The sequence below is a fragment of the Pseudorhizobium sp. NPDC055634 genome, assembly GCF_053618655.1.
This window is the reverse complement of sequence record NZ_JBSHHW010000015.1, coordinates 20,532-37,782: the sequence shown is the minus strand read 5'-3', so window position 1 is coordinate 37,782 and position 17,251 is coordinate 20,532. Positions and strand designations below refer to the sequence as shown.

Annotated in this window: 18 protein-coding genes; 5 read left to right on the top strand and 13 right to left on the bottom strand. The window is 64.5% G+C overall.

Annotated elements, in window-relative coordinates:
* The 3 genes from ACWGPT_RS19795 to ACWGPT_RS19785 form a co-directional block, all read right to left on the bottom strand.
* The coding region (locus tag ACWGPT_RS19795) for a PQQ-dependent sugar dehydrogenase (RefSeq protein WP_452607356.1) at positions 1-1,263 on the bottom strand (1,263 nt) is incomplete at its 3' end.
* Positions 1,264-1,424: 161 nt separating this feature from the next.
* Entirely contained in the window at positions 1,425-1,928 is a 504-nt protein-coding gene (locus tag ACWGPT_RS19790; RefSeq protein ID WP_452607355.1) for a DUF3597 domain-containing protein, read from the bottom strand.
* Between the two features lie 98 nt (positions 1,929-2,026).
* Positions 2,027-3,154: a calcium:proton antiporter gene (locus ACWGPT_RS19785; protein WP_452607354.1), complete on the bottom strand. Its 1,128-nt coding sequence runs from the start codon at positions 3,152-3,154 to the stop codon at positions 2,027-2,029.
* 200 nt (positions 3,155-3,354) lie between these two features.
* On the opposite strand from ACWGPT_RS19785, the gene ACWGPT_RS19780 reads away from it, so the two are divergent.
* Positions 3,355-3,618: a DUF2188 domain-containing protein gene (locus ACWGPT_RS19780; protein ID WP_452607353.1), complete on the top strand. Its 264-nt coding sequence runs from the start codon at positions 3,355-3,357 to the stop codon at positions 3,616-3,618.
* Between the two features lie 475 nt (positions 3,619-4,093).
* Complete coding sequence (locus ACWGPT_RS19775; RefSeq protein ID WP_452607359.1) at positions 4,094-5,215, top strand: glycosyltransferase family 4 protein; 1,122 nt, start codon at positions 4,094-4,096, stop codon at positions 5,213-5,215.
* A 77-nt stretch (positions 5,216-5,292) separates the two neighbouring features.
* Here the strand turns inward: ACWGPT_RS19775 and ACWGPT_RS19770 are convergent, their stop codons facing one another.
* The 4 genes from ACWGPT_RS19770 to trxB form a co-directional block, all read right to left on the bottom strand.
* A complete protein-coding gene (locus ACWGPT_RS19770; protein WP_452607352.1) occupies positions 5,293-6,414 on the bottom strand; it encodes an alkene reductase in 1,122 nt (373 codons plus the stop codon).
* A gap of 35 nt (positions 6,415-6,449) precedes the next feature.
* A complete protein-coding gene (locus tag ACWGPT_RS19765; protein WP_452607351.1) occupies positions 6,450-6,764 on the bottom strand; it encodes an ArsR/SmtB family transcription factor in 315 nt (104 codons plus the stop codon).
* Positions 6,765-7,172: 408 nt separating this feature from the next.
* Positions 7,173-8,075 carry a LysR family transcriptional regulator VtlR gene (locus ACWGPT_RS19760; RefSeq protein ID WP_452607350.1) on the bottom strand — a complete coding sequence of 301 codons (903 nt, stop codon included), beginning with the start codon at positions 8,073-8,075 and terminating at the stop codon, positions 7,173-7,175.
* Positions 8,076-8,083: 8 nt separating this feature from the next.
* Positions 8,084-9,058, bottom strand: coding sequence for a thioredoxin-disulfide reductase (gene trxB / locus ACWGPT_RS19755; protein WP_452607349.1), 975 nt, complete (start codon positions 9,056-9,058; stop codon positions 8,084-8,086).
* A gap of 231 nt (positions 9,059-9,289) precedes the next feature.
* On the opposite strand from trxB, the gene ACWGPT_RS19750 reads away from it, so the two are divergent.
* Complete coding sequence (locus ACWGPT_RS19750) at positions 9,290-9,757, top strand: Lrp/AsnC family transcriptional regulator (RefSeq protein WP_452607348.1); 468 nt, start codon at positions 9,290-9,292, stop codon at positions 9,755-9,757.
* 73 nt (positions 9,758-9,830) lie between these two features.
* Here the strand turns inward: ACWGPT_RS19750 and ACWGPT_RS19745 are convergent, their stop codons facing one another.
* Complete coding sequence (locus tag ACWGPT_RS19745; protein WP_452607347.1) at positions 9,831-10,880, bottom strand: glycosyltransferase family 4 protein; 1,050 nt, start codon at positions 10,878-10,880, stop codon at positions 9,831-9,833.
* Between the two features lie 7 nt (positions 10,881-10,887).
* Complete coding sequence (greA, locus tag ACWGPT_RS19740; protein ID WP_452607346.1) at positions 10,888-11,364, bottom strand: transcription elongation factor GreA; 477 nt, start codon at positions 11,362-11,364, stop codon at positions 10,888-10,890.
* Positions 11,365-11,595: 231 nt separating this feature from the next.
* Here greA and ACWGPT_RS19735 point away from each other — a divergent pair, with 231 nt between their 5' ends.
* Together ACWGPT_RS19735 and ACWGPT_RS19730 are read left to right on the top strand one after the other, a co-directional pair.
* The gene (locus tag ACWGPT_RS19735) at positions 11,596-12,828 is read left to right on the top strand and encodes a putative DNA modification/repair radical SAM protein (RefSeq protein WP_452607358.1); all 1,233 of its coding nucleotides are present in this window, start codon (positions 11,596-11,598) and stop codon (positions 12,826-12,828) included.
* Complete coding sequence (locus ACWGPT_RS19730) at positions 12,828-14,288, top strand: UdgX family uracil-DNA binding protein (protein ID WP_452607345.1); 1,461 nt, start codon at positions 12,828-12,830, stop codon at positions 14,286-14,288. The genes ACWGPT_RS19735 and ACWGPT_RS19730 overlap by 1 nt, the downstream gene beginning before the upstream one ends.
* Positions 14,289-14,309: 21 nt before the next feature.
* Here the strand turns inward: ACWGPT_RS19730 and ACWGPT_RS19725 are convergent, their stop codons facing one another.
* From ACWGPT_RS19725 to ACWGPT_RS19710, 4 genes are all read right to left on the bottom strand, one after another.
* Positions 14,310-15,854 (bottom strand): MFS transporter, encoded by a 1,545-nt coding sequence (locus ACWGPT_RS19725; protein ID WP_452607344.1) that lies wholly within the window; start codon positions 15,852-15,854, stop codon positions 14,310-14,312.
* A gap of 118 nt (positions 15,855-15,972) precedes the next feature.
* Positions 15,973-16,440: an SRPBCC domain-containing protein gene (locus ACWGPT_RS19720; RefSeq protein ID WP_452607343.1), complete on the bottom strand. Its 468-nt coding sequence runs from the start codon at positions 16,438-16,440 to the stop codon at positions 15,973-15,975.
* A 15-nt stretch (positions 16,441-16,455) separates the two neighbouring features.
* A complete protein-coding gene (locus ACWGPT_RS19715) occupies positions 16,456-16,887 on the bottom strand; it encodes an SRPBCC domain-containing protein (RefSeq protein ID WP_452607342.1) in 432 nt (143 codons plus the stop codon).
* Positions 16,884-17,225: an ArsR/SmtB family transcription factor gene (locus tag ACWGPT_RS19710; RefSeq protein ID WP_452607341.1), complete on the bottom strand. Its 342-nt coding sequence runs from the start codon at positions 17,223-17,225 to the stop codon at positions 16,884-16,886. Before ACWGPT_RS19710 ends, ACWGPT_RS19715 begins: the two co-directional genes overlap by 4 nt.
* Between the last annotated feature and the right edge of the window lie 26 nt (positions 17,226-17,251).

Below are 17,251 nucleotides of genomic sequence, written 5' to 3'. Positions count from 1 at the left end.
ACAGCCGGCCTTGGTGATCCTGACGATCGTCGAGCCGCCGCCGCCACGCGTTTCGGTCACGGCGTAGACCGCACCGTCGGGTCCGACCCTGACGTCGCGGATGCGCGCATCCAGCGGAACGCGCTCCTCGTATTCGACCCGGTCGCCGTCCATGTGCAGGACGACGACGCCCTGCGAGACGAGGCCTCCGACAAGGAAGGCGCCCTTCCATTCCGGAATGGCGTCAGCGTCGTAATAGGCCATGCCGGACGGTGCGATGACCGGGTCCCAGTAGTAGACCGGCTGTTCGGTCTCGGCCTGCTGGGTGATGCCTTCGCCGACGGCGTCGCCGCTGTATTCGACGCCGTAGGTCACTTCGGGCCAGCCGTAGTTCTTGCCGGCCTGCGGACGGTTTAGCTCGTCGCCGCCCTTCGGGCCGTGCTCGACGGTCCATAGGCGCCCCTCGCCATCGAGCGTCGCGGACTGGAGGTTGCGATGGCCGAGGCTCCAGATTTCCGGCTGCGCATTCTCCTGGCCGACGAAGGGATTGTCCGGCAGCGGCTTACCGCTGGTGTCGATGCGGAAGACCTTGCCGAGGCCGCTCGTAAGATCCTGTGCCTGGACGCGCGGCTCGGGGTCGGAGCGTTCGCCGACCGTGACGTAGAGCTCGCCGCCCGGGCCGAAGACCAGCCGCGAGCCGAAATGCTTGTTGCCGTCATAGCTCGGCATCTGCCGGAAGATCACCTGGACGTCCTCGAGGGCGCCGCCGCCCTGGTCGCCGGTCACCAGCTTGCCGGAGGCGACGGACGTGCCGTTGCCGTCCTCCCGTTCTTCGGAGAAGGAGAAGAAGACCATGCCGGAGGTTTCGAAATCGGGTGCGAGCGCGACGTCCAGCAGGCCGCCCTGTCCATCGGAGAGGACTTCCGGCACGCCTTCGAGCGCAGGGCCGGCCTTGCCGTCGGTGGAGACGATGTGCATGGCGCCTTCCTTGGCGGTCACCAGCATGCGCCCGTCGGGGAGGAATTCCATCGCCCAGAGATGCGGCAGGCCGTCCGCGACGACTTCAGTCTCGACCTCGACGGTTTCGGCCGGCTGGGGAGCGCGGGTCTGGCCGGCGAAGGCCGGCTGCTGGTCGGGCGCGTTGGCGGGCTTCGTCTCGGCCGGTTCGCCCGCCTGAGTGCTCTCGCTTCCTGCGGCGGGCGTGGTGTCCTGCGCTAGGGCCGGAGCCGCGAGAAGGGCCGCGGAAAGGATGGTGCCTGACAGAAGGACGAGCGGACGCGTCATGTTGGATCTCCCTTGGAATGTCACTCGCCGGAGAGCATCTTCCCCGGTCGCGAGTTCATCTAGGGCATCCCCGTCCGGCCGTCGCACACGAGGCCATCAAGTTATGTTTATCGGGGGAGGAGACCCGCCGGCTGGCGGGCCTCAATCCGGTGCGGGCCCAATCAGTCGGTAAGGTCGGAGGGGACCTTGCCGCCGTTTTCGGCGAGCTTCTTCATCAGCGCCTTGTGGAGCCAGACGTTCATCGTGGCGGAGTCCTCGGTGTCGCCGGTGTAGTTCAGCTCGCGAGCCAGTTCCTTGCGGGCGGACAGGCTGGAATCGAGATCGAGCGCCTTCATCAGGTCGACGATCGAGCGGCGCCAGTCGAGCTTCTGCCCGCTTTTCTGAACCGCGGCGTCGAGGATGGGAGCAACGTCGACGGGAGCCGAAGCGGCACCCGAGGAAGGCGCGGCGCCGGCTGCGGGAGCAGACGGGGCGGCCGTGGCGCTCGTGGAGGGCGATGCAGCCGCTCCTCCGCCGGACGGGGGCGCCGACGGAGCGGGGGTTGGGGATGGCGTCGGCGAAGAGGAGGTTGCGGATGGCGAGGCAGGGGAAGATGTAGGCGAGGATGCGGGGGCGGCCTTGGCCTCTCCCCAGATGGCGTTCTTGATCTTGTCGAAAATGCCCATTGTGTTGTCCTCCTGTTGTTTGAGGGGTGAACTAGAGCGACTGCTAATATTTGCAACCGATCGGGAGGACGCATTCTCCGGACGGGGAGGGCGGCGCGTCAGAGACCGAGGATGGTCAGCATCACGAAGGTTGCGAAGAGGACGAAATGGGTCATTCCCTCGATCGCATTCGTCTGCCCGTCGTTGAGGTTGATCGCCACCGCGATCAGGGTGATGGCGACCATTACCGTCTGCACCGGCGTCATCGCCATCTCGAACGGTTGGCCGGTATAGAGCGCGATCGCCTCCATGACCGGCACGGTCAGGATGACGGTGGAGAGCGAGGCGCCGAGGGCGATGTTGACCACGGCCTGCATGCGGTTGCGGAGCGCCGCGCGCAGTGCGGTCAGGATTTCCGGTGCGGCCGAGATGGTCGCCACGATGATCGCCATCAGGGTGGGCGGCGCGCCGCTTCCCTCCAGCCCGGTATTGAGGAGGACCGACATGAATTCCGCCAGCACGCCGATGATGACGACGCCCACGAGGATCACGCCGACCGAGACGGCCGCCGATCCCTCCACCGGCTCGTGCCCCGGCTCCGGGTCGGCGGGCTCCGGTACTTCGGCAGTCGCATTCCTGCGGCGGGTCGTCGGGTAGCTGTAGCTGAAGAAATAGCTGTGCGTGCCCACCTGCATGCGCAGGAAGAGCGCGTAGAGCGCGACCATGGCGCCGATGGTGAAGGCGGAATAGAGATGCCAGCGGTCGCGCGGCACGAACTCGGGCACCACCATGGAAATGCCCATGGCGGTGAGGATCATGGCGCTGTAGGTGCGGCTGGACGAGTCGTTATAGGCCTGCTCGCCGTGCCGCAATCCGCCGAGCAGGGCGGCAAGCCCGAGGATGCCGTTGATGTCCAGCATGACGGCGGCGTAGATCGTGTCGCGGACGAGCGTGGGAGACGTGGCGCTGCGCATCATGACCGCGAGGATCAGGACTTCGACCGCGACGGCCGACAGCGTCAGGATCATCGTGCCATAGGGATCTCCCACCTTTCGGGCGAGGATTTCGGCATGATGGGCGACGCGCGTCGAGGCAAGGACGATCACGGCGATCAGCGCTGCGGCTGCGGCGAGCGAAATCGCCTTTCCCATGTCCAGCAGCGAATGTTCGATGAAGAAGAACAGGATCGCGACCGCCGCCGCGGCCGGCAGAAGCCTTTCCTGTTTCAGTATGGATGCGGGCGCCACGGGCTGATCCTCGACCTCTGCGGCTATCTATGGTGATGGCGAGAGGCATCAAGTCCCGCCGGCCATGACGGTTTGCCGCCTTGGCCGTTTGGTGTCATATTTCCGGTCTGACTGGAACCTCGCGGCGCCAACGACACTTTCCTGAAACCTGATGCGCCGGGCGTTCCCGCGCGACGGGCGACAGAAAGGACGTGAGAAGCATGAGCAAGGTTGTCTACAAGGTGGTCCAGCATGACGGTGGATGGGCCTACCGCCTGGGTGACGTGTATTCCGAGACCTTCCCCACCCATTCCGATGCACTGCAGGCAGCGCGTATTGTGGCAGCGGAGCAGCAGGTCGGCGGCGAGCCTGAGGAAATCAGCTGGCAGGACGAGAAGGGCGTGTGGCACACCGAATACAGCGACGGGGGTGATCGTCCGGAGGCCGAGGTCCAGGACGGCGAGCAGGGCGCCACTTCGATCTGAGCCCCAATCCTGCACATGTGCGTCGTCAGGGCGACGATGCCGCGACCGGAGGACGACGTCCCTCCGGATTGCGGGCCGGTATCGCCGGACGAATATCCGTAACGTCCCACTCTTAGTCAGTTTTTGACGGGATGGCATCGGCGGTCGCAGCGGTTGCTTCGCCACTCACGCCGGTTTCTGATTGTTCCCAGTCCTGAGGTCGTCCCGGCGTGCATCGGATCGCGCTTGCGATCGCGTATCCAAGTTTTGCCGGATTTGGTCTGATAGAATTACAGATGAAATCCGAAATGCACGTCTGGTAACATTCCTTCTATTTAGGCGTAGTCCTCTCGGCGTGCTCGTTAGGCCGATTTGTTCCGAAATCCAGTCGAAACCAAGGTGTCTCCGGTGCCCGCCGATCGATCTCGGCGGTGTTCGTTCCTTCAAGTGATTGAGGTGCGTAATGCGATTGGAGCAGGCCAGGGTGTTGGCGCCTGTGGGATATCCGTGGGATTTCTGCGGCCCAAGGCAGTCGCGGGCCAGTATTGCGAGGCGGAAATTCCTCCCGTTCAACCGGGTTCGCGACGGTTGGGACGGCTTCACCATATTCAATCCGCTCGAAGTGGTGCGGTCGAACCTGATCCACGCCTTCAACAGGATCCCCCTGAACGATTCCCCCTTCGTGATCGGTTTCGAATCCCACCTGCCGCGCCTGTTTTCAGCCGATGCCGCCCGCTACGAACGGCATCTCTACCGGCGTCTCCTGTCTCGCGACTGCCGGAAGATCGTCGCGATATCGAAGTTTGCGAAGGATAATTATCTGAGAGCGCTGGCCGAAGTGCGCCTCAGCACGGAAGAGCGCGCGGTGCTGGAGGACAAGATCGACGTCCGGTATCCAAGCATCGTTTCCGTCGATCTTCCGCCTCCCGCGACCGACGCGCCCGATCCGTGGGTCATCACGTTCGTGGGAAATCACTTCGGTCGCAAAGGAGGATGCGTCGCGGTGCGCATCGCGCAGATCGCCCTCGATACCGGGCTTCCCATCAAGGTGAAGATTGTCTCGTCGCTCCAGAGCGGAGGTCCCATATGGACAGATCCGTCGGACGAGAAGTTCTTCCAGCCTTATTACGACCTTCTCGCCCTTCCCAATGTCGAGCATCTGTCCGGCCTGAAGAATGCCGATGTGTTGAGGCTTCTCGGTGAAAGCCACTTTTCCATCCTGACGACCTTCGCGGATACATTCGGTTTCAGCGTCATCGAATCGATGGCGAGGGGTACCCCGCCGATCTGCACCGGGCAGAGTGCGCTTCCGGAGTTCGTGGTGGATGGCGAAAATGGCATCGTCATACCGCCGGCCCTGACCCCGGGGCAGGCACATTGGGGGCCGTCCTACCATCAGCGGGACGACGAGGGCTTCGTCAGCCTTTACCGGGACGAGATCGAGCGGATGGCGGCGCAGTGCATCGAAAAGCTGGTGGCGGTCATGAATGACCTGCCGAAATATCGCGCGATGCGGAATGCCGCATACCTCACCGCGCGAACCGTCTTCGATGCGGACGTCGCCCACCGGTACTGGGATCGGGTCTATGACGCCGCCTTGAACGAACCGGGGCATTGATCATTTCGCCTCGGCGGGACCGGGGCGATGGTGGCCCCCGGACCCGTCCTCCCGCAATCCGGCCTTGACGTCCGCGATCAGGCCACGGCTTCGAGGGTCGGCCAATCCGTGTAGCCCTTGGCGCCGCCACCGTAGAAGGTGTTGCGGTCGGGCGCGTTGAGGGCCGTACCGGTGCGGAAGCGCTCGACGAGATCGGGATTGGAGATGAACAGGCGCCCGAAGGAAACCAGGTCCGCCCGGCCGCTCGCAACGGCGTCCATTGCCGTTTCCCGGTCATAGCCGTTGTTCACCATCCAGCCTGCCGTCCCGCCAGCCTTGCGATAGGCGTTGCGGAAGGCGTCGTAGTCGAAGGTGGTTCCCTCGTACTGGAAATCGCGCTCGCCGCCCGTCGCGCCCTCGATCACGTGGATGAAGGCGAGGTCGCGGGTCGCCAGCTGCTCGGCCACGTAGTCGAACAGGGGCTGCGGGTCCCTGTCGGAAATCCCGTTTGCCGGGGTGGTCGGCGAAAGCCGGATGCCCGTGCGACCGGCGCCGATTTCCGCCGCCACGGCATCGACGACCTCCAGGAGGAAGCGGGTGCGGTTCTCGATCGAGCCGCCGTAGTCGTCGGTGCGCTCGTTTGCGCCCGTCTTGAGGAACTGGTCGATCAGGTAGCCGTTGGCGCCATGGACTTCGACGCCGTCGAAGCCGGCCTCGATCGCGGCGCGCGCCGCCTTTCGGAAATCATCGACGATGCCGGGGATCTCGGAGGCTTCCAGCGCGCGGGGCTCGGACGTGTCGACGAAGGCGCCGGCGCCGTTCTCGTCGATGATGTAGGTCTTCGCTCCGGCCGGAATGGCCGAGGGGGCGACCGGCTGGGCGCCGTTGGGCTGCAGCGAGACATGCGAGACCCGGCCGACATGCCACAGCTGCGCGACGATCCTGCCGCCCTTCTGGTGGACGCCGGCGGTGACCTTCGCCCAGCCTTCCACGGCCTGGGGGAGGTAGAGGCCGGGGACGTCGGCATAGCCCTGGCCCTGCTGGCTGATAGGCGTGCCTTCGCTGATGATCAGGCCGGCGGTGGCGCGCTGTTCGTAATAGGTCGCGTTCAGATCGTTCGGGACTGCCCGTGGCGAACGGTTGCGGGTGAGCGGCGCCATGACGATGCGGTTGGCGACCTCGATGTCGCCGATCCTGATCGGGTCGAAGAGACTGGTCATGAATGTCCTTTCACTGGAATGCAGATACGGGTTGGTCAGAGCCTCGCTGTCAGCTCCGAGAGAAATGCCTGGATCGCCGCCTCGTTTCGGCGATAGAACGACCACTGGCCGATGCGCCTGACCTCCACGAGGCCGGCCCTGTCGAGCGCGGCCAGGTGCGCGGAGACGGTGGATTGCGACAGTCCGCATCGTTTTTCGAACTGCTGCGAACAGATCCCCATCTCCAGCGGATGGGCCTGCGAGGAGAAATGCTTCTCGGGCTCGCGCATCCAGTCGAGGAATTCCAGCCTCGTGGGATGGGCAAGCGCCTTGAGGATCTCGACGTGGGCCGGAGGCGCTAAATCGTTCATGGCCGATATATAGATAGCCGTCTGACGATTTTAAGGGCGCGGGAAAGAAAAAGGCCGGGATGGTCTCCGGCCGTGAGGTGTGAGGTCAAGCCTCCAGAGGGGAACGGCTGGGCGGCAAACGCAGCCTTACCAGCCAACCCGGCCCCATATGGAACACTGCCGGTCACCGGCAACCCCTTGCCGGAAACGCGGACAAAAAAAAGGGCCACCGGATCGCTCCAGGGCCCTATAAGTGTGAAGGTCAAAAAACCTCCAGAGGGGAACAGCTGGTGCGGTGGAACTGGGAGGAAAGCCACCGTGTGCATCAGCTGTGTGCGATATGGTGGTTTTTTGTGCAGTGAGCAATGAATAAAAGCGCAGCCCAGCCATGCAGACCGTGCAGGCCTCACCCGGAAGTGGCATTCAGGGCTAGAAGTTCCAGTTGCGGGCCTTCGCGACGATGAAGTCGCGGAATACCTTGAGCTTGGCGGCGTTCTTCATCTCGTCCGGATAGCAGAAATAGGTATCGAAGGAGGGGATGTCGGCAGCAAGCGGAAGCTGGATGAGCCCGGGATCGCGCCCGACGATGTAGTCCGGCAGGACGGCGATGCCGATCCCCAGCAGGCAGGCCCGCTTGATCGACGTCTGGCTGTTGATCTGCAGGTGCGGCGCACGCGGGTTGTCGGACGAGCGGCCGGCCGTTTCCAGCCAGTTCACGTCCAGCAGATAGTTCGGCGCCGGCTCCCCGAAGGTGATGATGCGGTGATTGTCGAGATCCTCGATCGTGTGAGGCTCGCCGAAGCGGTTGATATAAGAAGGGGCGGCGTAGACGTGCATGTGCACCGTGAACAGCTTGCGCTGGATGAGGTCCGACTGCTGCGGCTGGCGCAGGCGGATGGCGCAGTCGGCATGGCGCATGTTGACGTCCAGTTCCTCGTTGTCGAGGAGGAGCTGTATCGACATTTCCGGATAGAGCTGGAGAAACTCCTGGACCTTGTCCGTCAGCCAGCCCTGGCCGAGGCCGACCGTCGTGGTGACGCGGAGCTTGCCGGACGGGTTCTCCGTCGTCTCGGTCAGCTGCATCTTGACCGCCTCGAGCTTCAGGAGCACGTCGTGGGCGGTTCGGTAGAGGAGTTCCCCCTGTTCGGTGAGGATCAGGCCGCGCGCGTGGCGGTGGAAGAGCTTGACTCCCACATCCTGTTCCAGCGCGCTGACCTGGCGGCTGATGGCCGACTGGGACAGATGCAGCTTGTCGGCGGCATGGGTGAACGATCCCGCCTCGGCCGCAGCGTGAAAAATCCTCAGCTTGTCCCAGTCGAGAGGTACTCCCATCTACCCTCTCACTCCGCCGCCTGGACGATCGGCTGGATGCCGGCGAGATAGCGTTCCGCCTCGAGCGCCGCCATGCACCCCATGCCTGCGGCGGTGATCGCCTGCCGGAAGGTGTCGTCGGTGACGTCGCCGGCCGCAAAGACGCCGGGCAGGCTGGTCGCGGTCGAATCCGGGGCCGTCCACAGGTAGCCGCCGGGCTTCATGCGCAGCGTGTCCTTGAAGAGTTCGGTGGCCGGCGCATGGCCGATCGCGACGAAGACGCCGTCGATCGGATGCTCGCTCAGCTCGCCGGTCCGCGTGTCGCGCAGGCGCACGCCGTTGACCGAGGGCGGCATCGGGGGCTTGGCCGGCTCTCCGGTAATTTCGGCGATCTCCGTGTTCCACCGCACCGTCACGTTCGGGCGCTGCGAGAGGCGTTCGGCCAGGATCTTCTCCGAGCGGAAGCTGTCGCGGCGATGGACGACGGTGACGGTCCGGGCGATGTTGGAGAGGTAGAGCGCTTCCTCCACGGCGGAATTGCCGCCGCCGACCACGATCACATCCTTGTTGCGATAGAAGAAGCCGTCGCAGGTCGCGCAGGCGGAGACGCCGAAGCCTTGGAAACGGTGCTCGCTCTCGATGCCCAGCCACTTTGCCTTGGCACCGGTGGCGATGATCAGCGTATCGGCGGTCCAGACGGCGCCCGAGTCGGTCCGGACGGTGAAGGGACGGCGTGACAGTTCCACTTCTGTGACGAGGTCGTTGACGATCTCGGTGCCGACATGGGAGGCCTGCTTGAGCATCTGTTCCATCAGCCACGGACCTTGGATGGGGTCGGCGAAGCCAGGATAGTTCTCCACGTCCGTCGTGATCATCAACTGACCACCCTGTTCCATCCCGGCGATGAGGACGGGCTTGAGCATGGCGCGGGCGGCATAGATCGCGGCGGTATAACCGGCGGGACCGGAGCCGATGATGAGTACTTCGGTATGACGGGCAGACATTGAATTTCCTTTCAGCGTGCCGATCGTCGCGCGGTGGCGCTTCCTCATATAAGAAGCCGGATGCCGATCTGCCGCTCCTTGCGACATTTAAGGGTGATCCATGCGCTACATCAAGGGCAGCCTTGCGTTAACAACAGATCAGTTCGGACGATCGGGGCGGATAACCGTGCCCGCATTCTTGCGTTCACCCGGCATTCGGCTAAAAGCTTCGGGAAAACGAAGGGGATGACCGTGCTTCGTGCTGACCTGGACGCGATCGACATCAAGATACTGCGCGAGCTTCAGCGCGATGGACGGATGACCAATGTGGAGCTTGCCGAGCGGGTCGGGATTTCGGCTCCGCCGTGCCTCAGACGCGTGCGCAAGCTGGAGGAGGCGGGCGTCATCGAGGGCTATCACGCGCTCCTCAACGGCCCCAGGCTCGGCTTCGACCTCGTCGCCTTCTGCATGGTCGGGCTCAAGCGCCAGTCCGATGCCGACCTCAAGTCGTTCGCCAAGCGCGTCGATGCCTGGCCGATCGTGCGAGAGGCATGGATGGTCTCCGGCGACAGCGATTTCCTCCTGCGCTGCACGGCCGAGAACCTCACGGTCTTCCAGAATTTCGTGATCGAGGAACTGACCGCGGACGAGCATGTCGACACAGTCCGCACGATGCTGACTATCCGCCAGGTGAAGCAGCTGGGCCTGGTGGAAGTCTAGCCAAGCGAACGAGACCCGGCAGGCGCGCCGGTCAGCCGGATTTCCGGTTTGTGGCAGAACGCCGGAGGCTGAGCTAGACGCCGATCAGGTCCCGGTAGACCTTCTCCAGTGCCTCGGCTTCTCCGCGCAGCGCAAAGTTCGAGCGGACATGCTCCAGGCCGGCGCGCCCGTGCGCCTCGGCGAGGCCGGGGTCGGCAAGATAGCCTGCGATGGCATCGCGGAGCGCCTCGTATTCCCCCGCCGGGACGACGGCGCCCGTCTCGCCGGAGACGATCTGTTCCGCATAGGCGCCCGCATCGCTTGCGACGACGGCGGTCTGCGAGGCCATGGCCTCCAGCGGCGTGAGCCCGAAGCCTTCGTTGCGGGACGGCGCCACGTAAAGCGAAAGACGACGGTACCAGGGCTTGATGTCGTCGACCTCGCCCAGGAAGCGGATGCGGTCCGAGAGACCCGCTTCGTCAACGGCGCGCTTCAGATCGTCGCCGAAGGCCTGGTGCTCGGCCGTGACCCTGCCGCAGACGATGGCGGTCCAGTCGGGATATTGCGGCAGGAGCTCGATCATGGCGCGGACGAAGAGATCGGTTCCCTTCTGGTGGCGGACGCGTCCGAAACAGCCGACGAGATGGCGGCCCGGCAGGCCGGTCGCGGCAATAAGATCGTCGTCGGAGCGGGGAGGGTGGAAGACGTCGAGATCGATCCCGTGCCGGATGACGGTATGGGGGACTTCCAGGAAGGAGCCGGAACGTGCGCTGGTCGCCACCACGGCATCCATGTTGCGGATCAGCCATTTGGTATAGCGGGAGTGGCGGCGCTGCGCCGCGGAGGTGAACAGCAGCTTCAGCGGCATGCGCAGGACGGAGCGCATCAGGATGCCGGGCAACATTTCCGTGTTGCGGCGCGCGTGCCAGACGCGATCGGGCGCTGCGGCCGGACGCTTCCAGAGCGCGGGCAGCTGCGCCCATCGCATCTTCGGCAGGCTGTCGGGCAAGCCGGGACCGAGCGTGACGATGCCGCGGCCGAGCCGCGCCTGTTCGGGCACGAGCTGGACCACGGTCGATGTCACGCCCGACAGGCGCCGCTTGAAGTGCGGCGCGATCACGGTGATGTCTCTGAGGGACGGCAAGGGGGCGTCAGCCCCAGCTGACGGAGAGGATCTCGTAGCCCTTGGAGCCGCCGGGTGCGTTGACCTCGATCGAATCGCCGGCTTCCTTGCCGATCATCGCGCGGGCGATCGGCGAGGAAACGGAAATGCGGCCCGCCTTCACATCGGCTTCCTGGTCGCCGACGATCTGGTAGGTCTTTTCCTCTTCGGTGTCCTCGTCGACCAGCTTGACGGTGGCGCCGAACTTGATCTTGGAACCCGACATCTTGGAAAGATCGATCACTTCGGCGCGGGCGATCAGATCCTCGAGCTCGGTAACCCGGCCCTCGTTGTGGCTCTGCGCTTCCTTGGCGGCATGGTACTCCGCGTTTTCGGAAAGGTCGCCATGCGCACGCGCCTCGGCGATCGCCTCGATGATGCGGGGACGCTCCTCCTGCTGACGCCAGCGCAGCTCCTCCTGCAACTGGCTAAAGCCGTTCTGCGTCATCGGTACCTTTTCGACCATTTCCTTGTCCTTCACGGAGCGGCCGCGAACGCCGCGGCCACAAAAAGAAACAGGTTCCGGAGTAAAACTTCGGAACCATCCACATCTCAGAATTTCCGGAACTATAGCAGATCAGCACGCGCTATTTCCAGCAGTTTCGAAATGGCGTCCCGACACAAAGTTTCAAGGGCAGATCGCCCGCAGACGTGGCGTTCTTGACTTTCGGCTGAAGAACATATAGTGAACAAGCTAATGAAGAAGTCGCTCAAGGAACGTCTGGCCATCCTCTCGGATGCGGCAAAATACGATGCATCCTGTGCGTCGAGCGGCACCACGCGACGTCATTCGGGCGATACGGGTGGACTGGGCTCGACGGAGGGATCGGGGATCTGCCACGCCTATGCGCCGGACGGGCGATGCATCTCGCTCCTCAAGATCCTTCTCACCAATTTCTGCATCTATGACTGCGCCTACTGCATCAACCGCTCCTCCAGCAATGTCGAGCGGGCGCGCTTTTCGGTCGAAGAAGTCATCTGGCTGACGCTGGAATTCTACCGCCGCAACTATATCGAAGGCCTCTTCCTGTCGTCCGGCATCATCCGCTCCTCCGACCACACGATGGAGGAGATGGTGCGAATCGCACGCGAACTGCGCACGGTCCACAATTTCCGCGGCTACATCCATCTGAAGTCGATCCCGGAAGCCTCGCCGCATCTGATCGAGGAAGCGGGGCTTTATGCGGACCGGCTGTCGATCAACATCGAATTGCCGACGGATGCCGGGATCAGCCGCTATGCGCCCGAAAAGCGGCCGGACAGCATCCGCCGGTCGATGGGCGAGCTGCGGCTGAAGATCGAGGAAATGAGCGAGCCGACGCTGAGGACGAAGCGGAAGCGGAAGTTCGCGCCGGCCGGCCAGAGCACGCAGATGATCGTCGGCGCCGACGGTGCGAACGACGCGACCATCCTCGGCACGAGCGCGCGGCTTTACGGCAGCTACGGGTTGAAGAGGGTCTACTACTCCGCCTTCAGCCCCATTCCGGACGCCTCGAGCAACCTGCCGCTCATCAAGCCGCCGCTGATGCGCGAGCACCGGCTCTACCAGGCGGACTGGCTCTACCGTTTCTACGGCTTCGATATCGGCGAAATCATCTCGTCGCGCCCCGACGGCATGCTCGATCTCGACCTCGACCCCAAGCTCGCCTGGGCGCTCGGGCATCGGGAGCGCTTCCCGGTCGACATCAACCGGGCCGATCGGGAAATGCTGCTCCGGGTGCCGGGTCTCGGGACGAAGACGGTCAAGGCGATCATCGCGGCACGCCGCTTTTCCCGCCTGCGGCTTGACGACCTGAAGCGGCTCGGCGTCTCGCTGAAGAAGGTGCAGCCCTTCATCAGCACCGAAGGCTGGTCCCCGCGCAGGCTGGTCGACCGGCCGGACCTGCGGGCGATGTTTGCACCGAAACCGGAACAGTTGTCGCTCCTCTGATGCACACGATCACGCTGGAGGGCAAGGGGGATCTCGGCGAATGGCGCGATGCCGCCCGCGCCCTTCTGCAGCGTGGAGTGCGTCCTCGGGATGTCGACTGGCGGACGGTGGACGAGGCGGAAAGCCTGTTTCCGGATGTTGTGGACGACAACCTGCCGGCCGTGCCGGAGGGGCCGCCGCTCTCGGTCCCGGCGGACTTCGTGAAGCTCGCCGGCGCGGTCGTCTGTCATTCCGATCCGGGCCGCTTCGGGCTTCTCTACCGGCTGCTTTTCCGGCTGGCGCGCGACCGCAACATCCTTTCCATGGCCGCCGATGCGGATGTGGTGGCGGCGAGGCTGATGGCGAAGTCGGTCGGGCGCGACTACCACAAGATGACCGCCTTCGTCCGGTTCAAGGAAGTGCCGCTGCCGCCGGGAGAGGCCGGGCGCCGTCGTTTCGTCGCCTGGTTCGAGCCGGACCACTACATCGTCGAGCGGGTGGCTCCTTTCTTCCAGCGGCGCTTCAACGACATGGACTGGCTGATCGCCACGCCGAAGGGGTCCGCGTCCTGGGACGGCGAGACGCTGCGCGTGACGAGCGAGCCGGCGGTAAAGCCGGACCTCAGGGACGAGGCCGACGACCTCTGGCGGACCTATTATGCCTCGATCTTCAACCCCGCCCGCCTGAAGGTGAAGGCGATGACGGCCGAGATGCCGAAGAAATACTGGAAGAACCTGCCGGAGGCGGACCTCATTCCCGGCCTCATCGCCAATGCCGAGCGAAGCGTCATGGAGATGGCGTCGAAGGCGGCGAGCGAGCCGCAGCCGTTCCATCACCGGCTGCAGGCCGCCGCCGCGCTTCAGCCGGGCCCGCAGCCGCCTCCGGCCGGCACGATCGAGGCGCTGAAGGAGGAGGTGCGCCACTGCACGCGATGCCCGCTTCGTTGCAAGGCGACGCAGACGGTATTCGGCGAGGGCAATCCCGCGGCCGATATCATGGTGGTGGGAGAGCAGCCGGGCGACCAGGAGGACCTTGCGGGCAGGCCGTTCGTCGGCCCGGCGGGGAGGGTGTTCGACGAGGTGATCCGCCACGCCGGGCTCGACCGTAGTTTGCTCTACGTCACCAATGCGGTGAAGCACTTCAAGTACGAGCCGCGCGGCAAGCGGCGCATCCACCAGAAACCATCGAAGAGAGAAGTCGAGCAGTGCCGCTGGTGGCTCGGCCGGGAGATTGCGCTGGTGAAGCCCAAGCTCGTCGTCGCCATGGGCGCGACGGCCTATTTCGCGCTGACCGACGACCGGCGCAGGCTGGCCGATGTCCGAGGCAGGCCGATGCCGATGGAGGGCGGACGAAGCCTCTTCGTCACCGTCCACCCGTCCTATCTTCTGCGCATCCCGGATCCGGACCTGAAGGCGAAGGAGCTGCTGCGTTTCCGGGAGGATTTCGAGTCGGTTCAAGGGCTTGCCGCGGGTTTTGCATGAACCGGTCAAGCTCTTTCCGGTTCAGTGGGATGCGAGCGCGCTCTCGCCGATGCGGGCAGCGGCATAGACGCGCCGCGCGATGAGGGCGAGAAGAAGCAGGGTCGCCGTCGCGACGATGCAGGAGAGCGAGAAGCCCGCCGCAAAGCCGCTCTTTGCAGCGGGCAGCCATATGGCCGATGCGGAGGCCGGAAGTTGCTGCGCCGTCTCCACGGCCCCCGCCAGAGTGGCCGACACCGCCGCGACCTGTTGCGGGCTGAGACCTTCGAGATCAGCCCCACCCATCGCCGTGCGATAGACGAGCGTGGCGAGGCTGCCGAGAAGGGCAACCCCAAGCGCACCGCCGAATTCCGCGCTGGTTTCCGATATCGCCGAGGCCGAGCCGGCGCGCTCCGGCGGAGCGGTGCCGACGATCAGGCCGGTGGTCGTGAGGATGACGGGGACAAAGCCGAGCCCGATGATGACGCTCGCGCCGAGGATGCCCGGCAGGCTTTCCCAATAGGCCGCAACCGCCATGGCCGCCGTGCCGGCCGCATTCACCACGAGCCCGACGACGACCGTCCGGACCGGGCCGAAGTGATTGGTGAAGCGGTAGGCCTGGAAGGACATGACGGTGAAGACCAGGGCCGAGGGCGCCGACCACAGGGCGGCCTTCAGGGGCGAGAGCCCGAGCACGAGCTGGAGGAAGAGGTTCTGGAACAGGAAGACGCCGAAGACGAAGAAGATGCCGGCGAGGTTGACCAGCAGGGAGGCGTTGAAGGCGGGGTTCTGGAACAGGGCGAGATCGACCAGCGGCGCGGACAGGCGCTTCTGGCGCTGGATGAAGGCGAAACCGACGAGAAGCCCTGCGGCGATAAAGAGCAACTGGACCGGCTCGAAACCGTCGGCGGCCATCTGCTTCACCCCGTAGACGATCGGCAGGACCGTCGACAGGGAGAGGACCACGCTCACGAGGTCGAGCCGGCCTCCATCCTCGTTCTTGTACTCCGGAAGCAGGAAAGGGGCGACGGCGAGAAGCACCAGCATGACCGGAATGTTGATGAGGAAGACGGAACCCCAGTGGAAATATTGCAGCAGGACACCGCCGATCAGCGGCCCCACGAGGCCTCCGAGCGCGAAGGCCGTGCCCCAGATGCCGATGGCCCTGTTGCGCTCGGCTTCGTCGCGAAAGAGGTTGACGATCAGCGAGAGGGTGGAGGGGGCGATCGTCGCTCCGGCGATCCCCAGGAGCGCCCTTGCGGCGATCAGTTGCCCGGCCGTCTGCGAGAAGGCCGCGAGGCCGGACGCGACGCCGAAGGCGAAGGCTCCGAACAGCAGGACGCGTCGCCGGCCGATGCGGTCGCCGAGCGTGCCCATGGTCACCAGGAAACCGGCGACCATGAAGCCGTAGATATCGTTGATCCAGAGAAGCTGCGTGGCGGAAGGATCGAGATCCGCCACGATCGCCGGTACCGCCAGGAAGAGGACCGACAGGTCCATGGAATAGATCAGGCAGGCGATCGACAGGACGGACAGGCCGATCCATTCGCGCCTGCCCGCGCGGTCAGGCGTTTCACCAGGTGGCGCCATTATTGTTCTCCCGAAGGAGAGAATTCCCTGAATCGGCGGCCTTGACAAGTGTCAGGCTAAAGGCGCCCGCAAGGGGTTATCAGGCGGGTTCTCAGGCCGGGTTCTCAGGCCCGGGTTCTCAGGCCTGCGTCAGTGGAGCCGTAACGTAGGCATCCAGCCGCGCCAGCGTCTGCCTGCCGCCTTCGACGGCGCCGAACTTGAGCGTCGCCTCGCGGGCTTCCGGCGTCGGGAAGGTGAGGGTGATGGTGATTCGGGTTCCTTCGCCTTCGGTCCTGAGCGTGATGGCCCCTTCGAACCAGGCCGGCTCGCCCAGTTCGGCGCCATGGTCATAGGCGATCCGCTCCGGGGCCGAGATCTCCTTGTAGCGGATCCAGTTCGGCCAGTCCTTGTCCATGCCGTGCATCGTGTAGTGCCACAGGCCGCCGACGGAGAAATCCATCTCGTGCGTCTCGGTGACGAAGCCGTCCGGTCCCCACCACTTGTCGAGGTGGCGCGCATCGGTCAGCATCTTGAAGACGAGCTCCCGCGGGGCTGCGATGAAGCGGTCGACTTCGATGATCCTGTTGCTGTCTGTTACCGTCGTCATGTCAGCATCCCTGGTTCAGCTTTGGAGGAGGGTTTCCAGTCGGTCGAAGTTCTGCTCGTTGGCGGCCGCGATGAACCGCTTGAGTTGCAGGTTCTCCTCGGTCGGTTCGAACAGCATTTTCCAGTGGAGGCGGGTGCCGCCGGCCTCGGGCGCGAAGCGCATCTCCATCGTGTAGACGTGCATGGGAAGGTGGTGGAGGAAGACGATCCGCTCGCCCGGAACGATCTCCTGGAAGGTGGAGTGATTGTCGAAGTCGGTGCCGTCGGAGGCGGTCATGGTGATCCGCCAGTCACCGCCGGGGCGAAAGTCGAAGCGGTCGATCCTGTTGGCGAAACCGTGCGGGCCCCACCATTGCTCCAACTTGCGAGGATCGGCAAAGGCGTCAAAGAGCGTCGGCGGGTCCACCGCGAACAGGCGGTCGTTGAGAATCTCCATCTTCTCGGTCATTTCCCGGCTTCCTTTTCTTCCGTCGTCAAAGTCGCGAGGTAATCCTCGAGCCGGTCGAGGCGGTGTTCCCAGAGAGAGCGGTAGTCGCCGAGCCAGCCGTCGATGGTCTTCAATGCGCCGGGCTCCAGCCGGCAGGGGCGCCACTGGGCGTTGCGGCTGCGCGAGATAAGCCGGGCCCTTTCCAGGACCTTCAGGTGTTTCGAGACGGCCGGCAGGCTCATGTCGAACGGCTCGGCAAGCTCGTTCACCGTTGCCTCTCCCTTCGCAAGGCGCGCGAGGATGGCGCGGCGGGTAGGGTCCGCGAGAGCGGCAAAGGTCTGTGAAAGCGCGTCGGTCATATTTAGCCACTAGATTAAATAACTGA